11 protein-coding genes are annotated in these 13,441 nt (G+C 64.0%); 3 read left to right on the forward strand and 8 right to left on the reverse strand.

The window, feature by feature from the left end; translation table 11 throughout:
- Positions 1-158 precede the first annotated feature (158 nt).
- The 3 genes from der to SS05631_RS11645 form a co-directional block, all read right to left on the reverse strand.
- Entirely contained in the window at positions 159-1,583 is a 1,425-nt protein-coding gene (der, locus tag SS05631_RS11635) for a ribosome biogenesis GTPase Der (RefSeq protein ID WP_037414842.1), read from the reverse strand.
- A 10-nt stretch (positions 1,584-1,593) separates the two neighbouring features.
- A complete protein-coding gene (locus SS05631_RS11640) occupies positions 1,594-2,262 on the reverse strand; it encodes a tetratricopeptide repeat protein (protein WP_037414839.1) in 669 nt (222 codons plus the stop codon).
- Positions 2,263-2,464: 202 nt separating this feature from the next.
- The gene (locus tag SS05631_RS11645; RefSeq protein ID WP_037414836.1) at positions 2,465-3,052 is read right to left on the reverse strand and encodes an NnrU family protein; all 588 of its coding nucleotides are present in this window, start codon (positions 3,050-3,052) and stop codon (positions 2,465-2,467) included.
- A 250-nt stretch (positions 3,053-3,302) separates the two neighbouring features.
- On the opposite strand from SS05631_RS11645, the gene SS05631_RS11650 reads away from it, so the two are divergent.
- Positions 3,303-4,307, forward strand: a complete 1,005-nt coding sequence (locus SS05631_RS11650) for a polysaccharide deacetylase (RefSeq protein WP_037414834.1) — start codon at positions 3,303-3,305, stop codon at positions 4,305-4,307.
- Between the two features lie 10 nt (positions 4,308-4,317).
- Here the strand turns inward: SS05631_RS11650 and sbmA are convergent, their stop codons facing one another.
- From sbmA to glpK, 5 genes are all read right to left on the reverse strand, one after another.
- Positions 4,318-5,580, reverse strand: a complete 1,263-nt coding sequence (gene sbmA, locus SS05631_RS11655; RefSeq protein WP_037414832.1) for a peptide antibiotic transporter SbmA — start codon at positions 5,578-5,580, stop codon at positions 4,318-4,320.
- A gap of 162 nt (positions 5,581-5,742) precedes the next feature.
- Entirely contained in the window at positions 5,743-7,041 is a 1,299-nt protein-coding gene (locus SS05631_RS11660) for an MFS transporter (protein ID WP_037414828.1), read from the reverse strand.
- A 113-nt stretch (positions 7,042-7,154) separates the two neighbouring features.
- On the reverse strand, positions 7,155-7,904 hold the full coding sequence (map, locus tag SS05631_RS11665) for a type I methionyl aminopeptidase (RefSeq protein ID WP_037414825.1): 750 nt from the start codon (positions 7,902-7,904) through the stop codon (positions 7,155-7,157).
- A gap of 65 nt (positions 7,905-7,969) precedes the next feature.
- On the reverse strand, positions 7,970-9,010 hold the full coding sequence (locus tag SS05631_RS11670; protein ID WP_037414822.1) for an LLM class flavin-dependent oxidoreductase: 1,041 nt from the start codon (positions 9,008-9,010) through the stop codon (positions 7,970-7,972).
- 282 nt (positions 9,011-9,292) lie between these two features.
- On the reverse strand, positions 9,293-10,786 hold the full coding sequence (gene glpK, locus SS05631_RS11675; RefSeq protein WP_037414820.1) for a glycerol kinase GlpK: 1,494 nt from the start codon (positions 10,784-10,786) through the stop codon (positions 9,293-9,295).
- Between the two features lie 294 nt (positions 10,787-11,080).
- Between glpK and SS05631_RS11680 the strand changes: the two genes are divergently transcribed.
- Entirely contained in the window at positions 11,081-11,857 is a 777-nt protein-coding gene (locus SS05631_RS11680; protein ID WP_037414817.1) for a 3-hydroxybutyrate dehydrogenase, read from the forward strand.
- 18 nt (positions 11,858-11,875) lie between these two features.
- Complete coding sequence (gene xdhA / locus SS05631_RS11685; RefSeq protein WP_037414814.1) at positions 11,876-13,363, forward strand: xanthine dehydrogenase small subunit; 1,488 nt, start codon at positions 11,876-11,878, stop codon at positions 13,361-13,363.
- Positions 13,364-13,441: the final 78 nt, after the last annotated feature.

Consider the following 13,441-nt stretch of genomic DNA (forward strand, 5'->3'; position numbering starts at 1 on the left):
GTGGCTTTTCACCGATCGACGGGATGTCACCGAGCCTTTCTACCGATGAGCCAAATAACCTTTGGATGGACTCCCGCGCCGCAGACGCGGCGCTGCTGGATTCCTGTGACAAGCACAGGAATGAGGCCTTGATTGTAGAGCGGCGATGCTTCCTTCAATCACCGCCTCTTGCGAGCCTTCGATTCGTAAGGATTATCCGCAGCCCGGAAATGGACGCGGATCGGCACGCCCGGCATGTCGAAATCGTTGCGCAGGCCGTTGATCAGATAGCGGACATAGGATTCCGGCACCGCTTCCGGGCGCGTGCAGGAGATCATGAAGCCCGGCGGGCGGGCCTTCACCTGGGTCATGTATTTGAGCTTCAGGCGACGGCCGGAGACGGCCGGCGGCGGGTGCTGCACCTGCTGCGATTCCAGCCAACGGTTGAGGCGCGCCGTCGAGATGCGCCGGTTCCAGACCTTGTCCGTCTCGATGATCGCCTGCATCAGCCTGTCGAGACCGTAGCCCGTATGGCCGGAGATCGGCACGGCGCGGATGCCGCGGGCCTGCGGCAGCAGCCGTTCGGTCTTTTCGCGCAGATCTGCAAGCACCGCCTGCCAGTTCTCGACCAGGTCCCATTTGTTGAAGGCGAGCACGGCCGCACGCCCCTCGCGCAGCACCAGATCGACGATCTGCAGGTCCTGCTTCTCGAAGGGAATGGTAGCGTCGAAGACGATGACGACCGTCTCGGCAAAACGGATGGCGCGCAGCGCATCGGCGACCGAAAGCTTCTCGAGCTTTTCCTGGACCTTCGCCTTGCGGCGCATGCCGGCCGTGTCGAACATCTTGATCGTGCGGCCGCGCCAGTCCCATTCGACCGAGATGGAATCGCGGGTGATGCCGGCCTCGGGGCCGGTCAGCAGCCGGTCTTCGCCGAGAAAGCGGTTGATCAGCGTCGACTTGCCGGCATTCGGCCGGCCGACGATCGCGACTCGCAGGGGCTTGGTTTCATCATAGGCGGGCTCCGCCTCTTCGTCCTCGCCTGCCCCCGTCGGGCGAATATCGACATCGGTCTCGGCGACGTCCTCCGCCGGCGGGAAGACCCTATCCTCACCGAGGGCGGCGACGATCGCGTCCCGCAGGTCGATCATGCCCTGGCCGTGCTCGGCCGAGATTGGGCACGGTTCGCCGAGGCCGAGCGTGAAGGCGTCGTAGAAACCGCCGTCGGATCCGCGTGCCTCCGACTTGTTGGCGACGACGATGACCGGCTTGCCGCGCCGGCGCAGCATCTCGGCAAGCGTTTCATCGGCCGGCGTCAGGCCGGCCTTGGCGTCGATGACGAACAGCGACAGATCCGCCTCGTCGATCGCCTGTTCGGTTTGCGCCCACATCCGCCCCTGCAGGCTGTCGGGCGCCGATTGCTCGAGACCGGCCGTATCGATAATGCGGAATTTCAGGTCGACGAGTTTTGCGTCGCCGGGTCGCCGGTCGCGTGTGACCCCGGGCGTGTCGTCGACGAGCGCCAGCTTCTTGCCGACCAGACGGTTGAACAAGGTCGACTTGCCGACATTGGGGCGCCCGACGATGGCGACGGTGAAACTCATATCAGAAGCCTCAAGCTTTGCCGCTCGCCGCAATCACGTCGAGCAGCATCTGCGCCCGGTTGACGACGCCGCGCGGGCTTTCGGTATCGTCGGCGATCTGCTGGAACCAGCCCTTCGCCTTGGCGTAATCGCCCGCCTTGTAGGCCGCAAGGCCGAGCGCCTCGCGCGCCGAATGGCGCATGGCGTTCTGCGGCACCGCCAGCTGTTCGACCTCGGCCGAGACCTGGTCGTAGGTGCCGGCATCGATGAGCAGGTAGGCCGCGCGCAGCCGCGCCGCATCGCGGAGAGCCGCGGGAATGCGCGTGTCCTTGCCGATCTCGGAAAAGGCCGCGACGGCCGCGTCGCTTTCGCCCTTCTGAGCCTTTAGCGTCGCCGCGCGCAGGCGAGCGAGAACCGGATAGGAGCCGTAGCCCTCCTGCTCCAGCTTGGTGAGTGCAGCGAGCGCCTCCTCCGACTTGTTTTCCTTGGCAAGATCAAGGGCTACGAGGAAGGCGTCTCCCGATTGCGACGAGGAACTCTCCTGCCAATAATCGTAGCCGACCTTGCCGACGGTGCCGAGGACGATGAGTGCCGCGATCCCGATGATGATGCCGCCGAAGCGCGTCCAGATGGCTTTCATCTGATCCGAGCGGAGTTCTTCGTTCACCTCGCGGATAAAGCTGTCGTCCTGGTTTGCCATCTGTTGCCCCGGCCTTCCTGCACGCTGGCGCGTAGTCCCGACATTCGACGCCGATGTTCGGAAGGGAAACGCGCAATCTCAAACTGTTCGAGCATCCGTTGCGCGTCCGGCCGGACGCGCGTGCTCTCTGTGGATTTTGCGCCTTCTACCCGATTTTGCGTCGCTTGTAAGGGGGCCCATGTCATTTAGCCCATGATGTCATTTAGCCCATAACGATGGGAGGGACGCCGATCAGCCAATCGTGCAGCTTCCAGACGAAGAGCACATAGGCGGCGAGGCCGATGAGCACCGCCAGCGCGTCGTTGCGCGTCGACTTGAACACCGGCAGCACGGATTCGCCCGCGCGCTCGCGTCGCTTCAGCGAGATGCGCACGATCACGGCCCAGGCGAGAAACGAGGCGAAGAGCAGGACAGAAGAGGTCTCGCCGTTCGAGAGCAGGTGCGCCAGGGCCCAGATCTTGATCGAGAGGATCTGCGGATGCTTGACCGCGACGGCGATGCGACCGGCCGGCAGGGAACCCGCGGCAAGGAAGACAAAGGCGAAGAGCATCAGCAGGAGGGCGATGTGGCGCAGGAATACCGGCGGATCATAGAGCATCCCCGTCTCGCCGCGTGCCTGGCCGAAGCCATAGATGATGAGACAGAGACCGACGAGGCTGACGGCCGTAAAGAGCCCCATCCATGTACGCTTGCCGCGGCTCTCGATGACGCCGGCGCGAAGGCCGGGCGCAACCACGCGAACGAGATGCATGCCCAGAAAAATCACGATACCCAGGACCAGTAGAGTCATAAGTCACCCACGCTAGATTGCATCGAACCGGGGGGAATCCGGATTGTGAACGCATCGATCAACAATTCGGAGCGCGATGCAAGCGATAGCCTACATCGAACCTCCCGCATCCCGCTTTATCCCTTTATTTACCATCGCATAGCTTAATCCCCAGAGAATTTCCGGCGGGACCTAAGGATTGCCGCATTGTTGAAGAAGGGACGGCGAATACAACTCGTCATATCTGCTGATTCTCCCAAGAAGCCGTCCCATGCCACGCAAGATCCTCGCGCTCTCGCTCTGTCTCCTTCCCACAGTAGCGTTCGCCGATCCGCCTTCGGCGCCCCTGCCCGCCAAGGAAAAGCAACTCGTGATCGTCTCCTTCGACGGCGCGCACGACAATGCGCTGTGGGAAAAGAGCCTCACCATGGCAAGGCGCAACCGGGCGCACTTCACCTATTTCCTCTCCTGCACCTTCCTGATGACAAAGGCGGACGGCAGGGAGAGCTACAGGGCGCCGGGACAGAAAGCCGGCCGATCCAATGTCGGCTTCGCCCAGAGCCGCGAGGAGATCGCCGTTCGCGCCGGCCATATCTGGCAGGCGCATCTCGAAGGTCACGACATCGGCAGCCACGCCTGCGGTCATTTCGACGGCAAGGGCTGGAGCGAGGCGGACTGGGAGAGCGAATTCGCGGCCTTCCGCACGGCACTCGTCGACGCCTGGAAGAAGGCCAGCAGGCCGGAGGCCGAGCCGGAAGGTTGGGCGCATTTCGCCCGCAACGGCGCCAAGGGATTCCGCGCGCCTTATCTCTCGGTGAGCGACGGCCTCCTGCCGGCGCTCAAGGCCTTCGAGTTCAGCTATGACGCGAGCCTCGTCACCAAGGGGCCAGGCTGGCCCAGGACCGAGGCCGGTATGCCGCGCTTCGGTCTGCCGCTCATCCCGGAAGGCCCTTCGCACCGGCCGGTCATCGGCATGGACTACAATCTCTTCATCCGCCACTCGATGGGCGTCGAAAACCGAAGGAACAGCACCCGTTTCGAGGAGCGGACGCTTGCGGCATACCGAGAGGCATTCCGCAAGGAATATGACGGCGGGCGCGTTCCGCTGCAGCTCGGCTTTCACTTCGTCGAGATGAACGGCGGCGCCTATTGGCGGGCGCTTGATCGCTTCCTGACGGAGACCTGCCGCAAGCCGGACGTCGCCTGCGTCAGCTATGCGGAGGCTCTGCCGCAGATCGAGGCGGCAGAAGAGAAGGCGGATCGCTCCGCCTTCTGATCAGCGCGAGCTACAGGGCAAGTTCTTCCTTGCCGCCGGCCTCAATGAATTGGCGGTCGATATCAGGCAGCGGCGCTTCATCGAGCACGGATTCGAAGGCGCGGAGACGCTTGTAGATCGAAAGCAGCTCAACTATCGTCGGCCAGGAGTTGACGAGGTATTGGAAGGACGAGCTCACTTGGCCGAACGCACCGGAAATCTGGTTCAGCGCGCCGAGGGAAATCTTGCCCGCAATAATCGAGGGCGCGAGGATAAGCAGCGAGAAGATATTGTTGATCTGCAGATAGAAAATGCGTGCAATGTTGAAGTACAGATAGTGGAAATAGAGCCGGAAATAGTTCCTGCGAACGTTGCTGAAAAGCTCGACAACCGTTTCCGGTTGGGCGCGATCGATGTGATCCTCGCCGTAAACTAGCTCCTTGCGATAGGCGGCTTCCACACGCTGGTTGCGGAATTCCAGTCCCGGCAACTTGATCCCAACCAAGGCGAGGAACACCGTACCGAAAAGCGACCATAGGACGGCTGCCGTGACCAAAGGATAGGGAATGCTGCCGACGATTGGCAGTTCGGTGACGTTCTCGGAAAGCCGGATCAGGACAGGTGTGAAGGCGATCAAGGTCATGACACTGTCGATAAGGCTAACGCCAAGGCCCTCGACCGTCGAGGAGAAGCGCATCGTATCTTCCTGTACGCGCTGCGAGGCCCCCTCGATGTGACGCAGCTTGCCCCAGTTGGTCATGTAGTATTCGTTCATGGCCGTACGCCAACGGAAGATGTAATGGCTGACGAAATAGCGCGTCATCACCGCGACTGCCACGGCGACCATGGCGATTCCGAGGAACGTCCCGATCTGAGCGTAGAACTGTTCCGCCGTGACAACTGCCGCCTTGGAGACCGCCGCCTGGATCAGGTCCCAGAAGGGTCCGTACCAGTTGTTGATTGCCACGCTCACCTGCACTTGGAAATAGGTGACAAAGAGAATGAGAGCCGATCCCCAGATAGACCAGCTCTGCCAGCGATGGGGAGCGTAAACCTGCCAAAAGGCGGCGAAAATCGCCACCACCAATCCAAAGTAGATGTAGAACCAGAGGAAGGCAGGCGACCAGAAGGCCGAGATGCCGACGATCGGCGGGGCATCGGCCGGTGCGGGCGGCAAACCAACGACCGCGCCGAGCCTTTCACCCCAGCCGTACCAGAAGGCAACGGCAATCAGCGACCAGACAATGACGGATATGAAGAACTGCTTCGGCTTGGGGAAGAAGGATTGGAACAAGGGACGGCACTCTCGCTATTTGGAGGACAACGACTTGCCTCCTGATGCGGCCGAAACTAGGGCAAATTTCCCGTCGCAACAATTCCACATTGCGAATGTTACTGTTATTTCATGAAGCTCCGCCGGGAATAGTTCCGCCTCGGGCGCGCGGAATTCGTGGCTTCACCGACCCAATGCCGCCCTGATCCTCGGCAGTTCAACGACCACCACCACGCCGCAGCCGAACAGCACCACGGCAGCCACCAGTGTCGGCAGCGCGAAGCTCCCGGTCCGTTCCGCCAGCCAGCCGGCGACGAGCGGACCGACGATCTGGCCGATGCCGAAGGCGGCGGTCATGAAGGCGAGGGCCCGGCGCGGGCTTTCGGGTGCAAGCTGGCGGCCGATCTGCAGGCCGTAGGCGGTGACCATCATGAAGGTGGCGCCGAGCATCAGGCCGCCGACGAGCGGCGCGTAGGGCGAAGGCAAGGATATGGTCAGCACCAGGCCGGCGGCCTCGACCAGGAGGCCCGCGGCATAGACGCCAGCAAGCCCGAGGCGCGGCACGGCGAAGCGCCACAGAGAGATCGACAGCGCAGCGCTGATGCCGGTAATCAGCCAGGCGAGGAATTCGACGCTGTGGCCGCCGCTCGGGTCCCGGGCCATGGCGACGAGGAAGGTGGCGGTAATCACATAGCCGAATCCGAAGAAGCCGTAAGTGAGCGTCATGGCTGCAAGCGGCCGGGTCCAGCTGAGCGGCGCCTCACGTCCGGCGCCATTTCCCACATGCTCGCTGCCCGGCAGCAAGGCGGCAACGAGGACAGTCCCTGCCAGTGCGACAAGCGCGCCGGTGAACCAATCTCCTTGCGAGGCGGAAAGGCCCGCGACCCCCGCGAGCGGTGCCGCCCAGACGCAGAGCGAGGAAAGCGCGATGCCGAAGCCGACGCCGCCAAAATGCACCGACGGCACATGTTCCGACTTGGCCAGCAGCCCCTGCCCCAGAACAATCCCGGACACGAAGATCATCGCGAAGGCGCTCGCGAGGCCCGCAAGGAAACGGACGGCTGAATAGACGAGAACGGACGAGGTGAGCCCCATCATCGCCAGCAACAGGGTCGTCGCGGCCAGTGCAGCAAGGCCGATCCGCCGCTCGTGGCCATGCGCCCAGCCATAGGCGGCCAGCACGGCGCCGGCGAGATAGCCGACGAAATTGGCCGAGGCGATCAGCCCGGCATCCGCCGGCGAGAGCCCCGCATCCGCCATCATAGCCGGCAGGATCGGCGTATAGGAGAAACGGCCGAAACCCATGGTGACGGCCATGGCGATGGCGCCGGCGATTGCCGTCGCGGCCAGGCTGCCGTGTGCGAGCGCATGGGGCGCAGAAGTCGACAGCGCCTCTGCCTCAACCATGCTACGCGGATCGATTCCGCTGGCCGTGCCGACGTGCTTCTCGTCGCGATCCGGCAATCTGTGAAGCGTGCTCATGCCTCCTTATTGCATCGCAGCAAGAAGCCGACAAATCATTATAATTGAAGCTTCGATTGATGGAATCGAACGATCGCAGCCCTGGCGCCACCGCCCGGCCGCATCACCTCTGCTCAGCCCGGCAGCGTGACGACCAGCGGTCCGCCGCGCGTCACGACGACCGTGTGCTCGTACTGCACCGTTGGCGCACGCGGCTCACTGTAGAGCGTCCAGTCGTCGTCGCCGCCCTCGGCCCAATGGGCGCCCATAGACAGAAACGGCTCGACCGTGAAGACCATGCCCTCTTTCATCCGCCGACGTTCGGACGGATCCGGCCAGGTGGCGATCTCGGCCGGCTCCTCGTGCAGCGACCGGCCGATGCCGTGGCTCGCCAGGTTGGTGACCAGCGAATAGCGGTTCTTGCGGGCGAATTCGCCGATGGCATTGCCGATCGCTGCCAGAGACTGATCCGGCCGCACCTGCTTCAAGCCCACCCACATGGCCCGTTTGCCGTCGCGGCAGAGCCGGTCGATGGCCGATGTGACGGGCGGCACGGGGAAGGAGGCGCCGGTATCGGCAAAGAGGCCATCCTTCTCGGCGGAAACGTCGATGTTGACCAGATCGCCGGCGCGGATCACCCGGCTGCCCGGAATGCCATGGGCGATTTCCTCGTTGACGCTGATGCAGGTCGCGCCGGGAAACTTGTAGCAGAGCTCCGGCGCCGAGCGCGCGCCCGCTTCCTCGAGCACCTTGCGGCCGATCGCGTCGAGTTCAGCCGTGGTGATGCCGGGCGCGAGCGCCTCGCCCATCGCCTGCAGCGCATTGGCGCAGATACGGCCGATTTCTTTCAGCCGCTCGAGATCTTCGTCATTGTTGAGGGTCATCGTATCTCGCTTTCGCGGCCACATGTAGCGTGGCGACGCGGCGGATACCAGTGCCGGCCGGTCCGCTACCGGCTTGCTTCCGCCAGCATCTCGCGAACCCGCGGCGCGACCTTGGTGCCGTAGAGCTCGATGCCGCGCATGATCTGGTCGTGCGGCATCGGGCCGATCGCCATCTGCAAGAGGAAGCGATCGTTGCGGAAGAGCTTTTGATGCGCGACGATCTTTTGCGCCACCGTCTCCGGGTCGCCCAGGAAAAGATTGCCGGCCGGGCTGCGCGCCTGGTCGAAATGGGCACGGTTCGTCGGCCCCCAGCCGCGTTCGCGGCCGATGCGGTTCATCACCTCCGCCTGCGGCCCGTAGAACTGGTCGGCCGCCTCATCCGTCGTGTCGGCGATGAAACCGTGCACGTTGATGCTCGTCTTCAGCTTCGATGCGTCCTGGCCGGCGCGGCGCGCCGCCTCGCGGTAGAGGTCGAAGAGCGGCGCGAACCGCCGCGGCTCGCCGCCGATGATCGCCAGCGCCATCGGCAAGCCGAGCGCGCCGGCGCGGGCCACCGATTGCGGCGTGCCGCCGACGGCGATCCAGAGCGGCAGCTGGTCCTGCAACGGCCGCGGATAGACGCCGCGACCGTCGATCGGCGGCCGCAATTCGCCCGACCAGGTGACCTTCTCGCTGTCACGGATCGCCAGCAGGAGATCGAGCTTTTCGGCAAAGAGCTGGTCGTAGTCGTCGAGAGACTGGCCGAAGAGCGGGAAGGACTCGATGAAGGAGCCGCGCCCGGCCATGACCTCGGCGCGGCCATTGGAAAGAAGATCGAGGGTCGCGAATTGTTGGAAGACGCGCACCGGATCGTCGGAGCTCAGCACCGTCACGGCGCTCGTCAGCCGGATACGGCTGGTGCGCGCCGCCGCGGCGGCGAGGATCACCGCCGGCGCGGAGGCGGCGTAGTCGGGCCGGTGATGCTCGCCAAGGCCGAAGACGTCGAGGCCGACCTGGTCGGCAAGCTCGATCTCTTCGATGAGATTGGCAAGGCGCCGGCGCCCCTCGGCACCCTTGTCGGTAGCATTGGGGTCCACGTCGGCGAAGGTATAAAGCCCGAGTTCCATGATGACGTCCCGTTGTCGATCGCCCAGAGATAATCGGCGCCCGGCACGGCCACAAATGCGGGATTTGGAAACACACTGTTTCTTAAGGCAGGAATTTTGCCCCATCCCGCTGCCGCGACCTTCTCCCCCGCAAGCGGGGCGAAGGGAGCTGCCGCACCCGTCCCGTCCCTGCTCCCGCATGCGGCAATTTCTATGGAGTAAGGGGAACGCTCGAACTCATGTCCCCTCGCCCCGCCTGCGGGGAGAGGGCTAAGGTGAGGAGCAATTCTCGGCGTGAGCTGCCTACGCCGCCATCAGCGTCCGCTTCACCGCGCTGCGCCAGCCCTTCAGCTTGCCCTTGCGGGTCGTCCCGTCCATCTTCGGCTCGAAGCGCCGGTCGCGGGCCCACGATTTGGCGAACTCCTCCTGGTTCGGCCAGACGCCGGCGCGGCTGCCGGCGAGCCAGGCAACGCCGAGCGCGGTCGTCTCGAGGATGACAGGCCGGTCGACCGGCGCGTCGAGCAGATCGGAGAGCCTCTGCATCGTCCAGTCCGAGGCGACCATGCCGCCGTCGACCCGCAGCACCGTGTCCTTGCCGTTGCTGCGCCAGTCCCGGTGCATGGCGTCGAGCAGATCGCGCGTCTGGTAGCAGACCGACTCGAGCGCCGCCCGGGCGAATTCGGCGGGTCCGGTATTGCGCGTCATCCCGTAGATCGCGCCGCGGGCATCCGGGTCCCAGTGCGGAGCGCCGAGCCCGGTGAAGGCCGGCACCAGATAGACCTCTTGCGTCGGATCGGCGCTTTCGGCCAGCGTGCCGGTGTCGGGCGCCGCCTTGATGACCTTGAGCCCGTCGCGCAGCCATTGGACGGCAGCGCCCGCGACGAAGATCGAGCCTTCGAGCGCGTAGGTCGTCTTGCCATCGAGGCGATAGGCGATGGTGGTGAGCAGTCGGTTCTTCGAGCGGACGATGTCCTTGCCGGTATTGAGCAGCGCGAAGCAGCCGGTGCCGTAGGTGGATTTCAGCATGCCCGGCTTGAAGCAGGCCTGGCCGATCGTCGCCGCCTGCTGGTCGCCGGCCACCCCGAGGATAGGAATCGCCGCACCGAAGAGGGAAGGATCGGTAACGCCGAACTCGGCCGCGCAATCCTTCACCTCCGGCAGCATCGTCCGCGGGATGCGGAGGATGTCGGTGAGTTCGGCGTCCCAGCCATTGTCGACGATATTGTAGATCAGCGTCCGCGACGCATTGGTGGCGTCGGTCGCAAAGGATTTGCCGCCGGTGAGCCGCCAGATGAGGAAGGTGTCGATGGTGCCGAAGCAGAGCTCGCCCTTGGCGGCGCGCGCCTGCGCTCCCTTCACATTGGTCAGCAGCCAGTTGAGCTTCGTACCGGAAAAATACGGGTCGAGCAGCAGTCCCGTCTTCTTGGTGAAGGTCCTTTCGAGGCCCTGCTTCTTCAGCTTGTCGCAGAAGGAGGCAGTGCGGCGATCCTGCCAGACGATGGCATTGTGAATCGGCTTGCCGCTCTCGCGATCCCACACGACGACCGTTTCGCGCTGGTTGGTGATGCCGATCGCCGCAATATCGCTGGCGGCAATGCCAGCCTTCTCGATCGCCTGCCGGATGGTGAAAAGAACGGTCTCCCAGATTTCTTCCGGGTCGTGCTCGACCCAGCCCGATTTCGGGAAGTGCTGCTTGAATTCCTTCTGGCCGACGCCCGCGACCTGCTGCTTGCCGTCGAAAACGATCGCGCGCGTGGACGTCGTACCCTGATCGATCGCGAGAATATATCCGCCCATATGCCCCTCCTCGGCACGCACAGACGCCGCCCTTCCTCTAGGGGAGGCCTTCGAAAGACTTCAATACGACGCTGAAACGAATGTCAAACGAAAACAAAACGCAACTCGACCACCCTTGCGAACCCGACACGAACTCTGCGTCGCCGGACGGAAAAACACAATTGTCACCGCTGCGCTTTTGCGCGTAGGCTGCGGCTGTTGCATCGCAAAAATGCGCGCGCGCGGGTGACAGTACGGCGCATCGTTCGATTGCAGAAACGAGGGCGGTTTGCAGCGCCGAGGGAGAGATCGAGAATGACGAAGACAGCGGTCATAACGGGTTCGACGAGCGGCATCGGCTTGGCCATCGCCAAGGCCTTCGCGAAGACCGGGGCCAACATCGTGCTGAACGGTTTCGGTTCGGCGGACGAGATCAGGACGGTGACGGACGAGGTCGCCGGCCTCGGCGCCGGCACCGTCCTCCATCACCCGGCAGACATGACGAAACCGGCCGAGATCGCCGACCTGATGGCGACCGCCACCGCGCGCTTCGGTGGCACCGACATCCTCGTCAACAATGCCGGCGTGCAATTCGTCGAGAAGATCGAGGATTTTCCCGTCGAGCAATGGGACCGGATCATCGCCATCAACCTCTCCTCCTCCTTCCACACCATCCGAGCGGCGATTCCCTCCATGAAAGAGAAGGGCTGGGGGCGCATCGTCAACATCGCCTCGGCACACGGCCTCGTCGCCTCGCCCTTCAAGTCCGCCTATGTGGCGGCCAAGCATGGTATCATGGGTCTTACTAAGACCGTGGCGCTCGAGGTGGCGGAAAACGGCATTACCGTGAACTCGATCTGCCCCGGCTATGTGCTGACGCCGCTCGTCGAAAAGCAGATACCCGACCAGGCGAGGACACGCGGCATCACCGAGGAACAGGTGGTCAACGAGGTTATGCTCAAGGGCCAGCCGACCAAGAAATTCATAACCGTCGAGCAGGTGGCCTCACTGGCGCTTTACCTTGCAAGCGACGACGCGGCGCAGATCACCGGCACCCATGTCTCGATGGACGGCGGCTGGACGGCGCAATAACGGATCGAGAAGGACGTGATGGCACAGGCATCCGACAGCATCCGCTTCATCCTGAACGATACGGAAATCGCACTCTCGGACGTTGCGCCGACAGACACATTGCTCGACTTCCTCAGGCTTCAACGCCGCCTCACCGGCACCAAGGAAGGCTGCGCCGAGGGCGATTGCGGCGCCTGCACCGTGCTCGTTGGCCGGCTTGCCGGCGACCCCCAAGGGCGTGAAAGCCTCGTCTATGAAACTGTCAATGCCTGCATCCGGTTCATCGGCTCGCTCAACGCCACGCATGTCGTCACCGTCGAGCATCTGGCGGCAAGCGACGGGGCGCTGCATCCGGTGCAGCAGGCGATGGTGGATTATCACGGATCGCAATGCGGCTTCTGCACGCCCGGCATCGTCATGTCACTCTATGGCCTGTGGCTGACGAACGACAATCCGAGCCGTGCGGCGATCGAAAAGGCGCTGCAAGGCAATCTCTGTCGCTGCACCGGCTATGAGCCGATCGTGCGGGCGGCGGAAGCCGCCGCCAAAGAGCGCCCCTCGGCGATTTTCGATCCGATCACCCGGACACGGGAGACCGTAGCGGCCCGGCTAAAGGCGTTTCAGCCGACGGAAACGATCGTCATCCGTAATGGCGAGAACTGCCTTGTCTTGCCGGCGGATACGGCCGGCCTCGCAACGGCGCTCGCCGAGTACCCGACGGCGACGATTGTCGCGGGCTCGACCGATGTCGGGCTCTGGGTGACGAAGCAGATGCGCCCGATCAGCCCGGCGGTGTTCATCAGCGGCATCGCCGAACTGCAGCGGATCGAAAGCTCCGGAGCCGGCCTGACCATTGGCGCCGGCGTCACTTATTCATCCGCCTTCGAAGCCCTTTCCTTGGCCTTTCCAAGCTTCGGACCGCTCCTCGACCGCGTCGGCGGCGAGCAGGTGCGCAACATGGGAACGATCGGCGGCAACATCGCCAATGGCTCGCCGATCGGCGACAGCCCGCCACCGCTGATCGCTCTCGGCGCAACGGTCAGTCTGCGCTCGAAGGACGGCACGCGCTCGCTGCCGCTCGAGGATTTCTTCATTGCCTATGGCAAGCAGGATCGCAGGCCCGGCGAATTCGTCGAGAGCATCTTCGTCCCGGCCCTGCCGGCGGGAGACCGCTTCGCGGCCTACAAGGTGACCAAGCGCCGCGACGAGGACATCTCCGCCCTGCTCGGCGCGTTCCGCATCGCGCTCGACGGCGGACGGGTGAAAGCCGCCCGCATCGCCTTTGGCGGCATGGCGGCCACCCCGAAGCGGCCGAAGGCCGTCGAGGCCGCGCTGATCGGCCAGCCCTGGACAGAGGATACGGTACGCGCAGCCCAGGCGGCCTTCGAAACGGATTATCAACCGATAACCGACTGGCGCGCCAGCAGCGCCTATCGCATGCTGGCGGCAAAGAACCTGCTGATGCGCTTCTTTCTGGAGAGCGTCGGCGAAAAGGCGCAGCTTGAGCGTTTCGAGGATGTGGCATGAGCGGTGGCCTCGAAGTCAGCGTCGTCAAATTGCCCCTCACCCATCCCCTCTCCCCGCGCGCGGGGAGAGGGGATGGAG

The organism is Sinorhizobium sp. CCBAU 05631, from assembly GCF_002288505.1.
GTDB classification, from domain to species: domain Bacteria; phylum Pseudomonadota; class Alphaproteobacteria; order Rhizobiales; family Rhizobiaceae; genus Sinorhizobium; species Sinorhizobium fredii_C.

Excerpts from the sequence above, each read along its gene's own strand:
- glpK (WP_037414820.1), bottom strand. The coding sequence starts at position 10,786 with ATGGGCGGATATATTCTCGCGATCGATCAGGGTACGACGTCCACGCGC.
- SS05631_RS11670 (WP_037414822.1), bottom strand. The coding sequence starts at position 9,010 with ATGGAACTCGGGCTTTATACCTTCGCCGACGTGGACCCCAATGCTACC.
- SS05631_RS11660 (WP_037414828.1), bottom strand. The coding sequence starts at position 7,041 with ATGAGCACGCTTCACAGATTGCCGGATCGCGACGAGAAGCACGTCGGC.
- map (WP_037414825.1), bottom strand. The coding sequence starts at position 7,904 with ATGACCCTCAACAATGACGAAGATCTCGAGCGGCTGAAAGAAATCGGC.
- SS05631_RS11640 (WP_037414839.1), bottom strand. The coding sequence starts at position 2,262 with ATGGCAAACCAGGACGACAGCTTTATCCGCGAGGTGAACGAAGAACTC.
- SS05631_RS11645 (WP_037414836.1), bottom strand. The coding sequence starts at position 3,052 with ATGACTCTACTGGTCCTGGGTATCGTGATTTTTCTGGGCATGCATCTC.
- SS05631_RS11680 (WP_037414817.1), top strand. The coding sequence starts at position 11,081 with ATGACGAAGACAGCGGTCATAACGGGTTCGACGAGCGGCATCGGCTTG.
- der (WP_037414842.1), bottom strand. The coding sequence starts at position 1,583 with ATGAGTTTCACCGTCGCCATCGTCGGGCGCCCCAATGTCGGCAAGTCG.
- xdhA (WP_037414814.1), top strand. The coding sequence starts at position 11,876 with ATGGCACAGGCATCCGACAGCATCCGCTTCATCCTGAACGATACGGAA.
- SS05631_RS11650 (WP_037414834.1), top strand. The coding sequence starts at position 3,303 with ATGCCACGCAAGATCCTCGCGCTCTCGCTCTGTCTCCTTCCCACAGTA.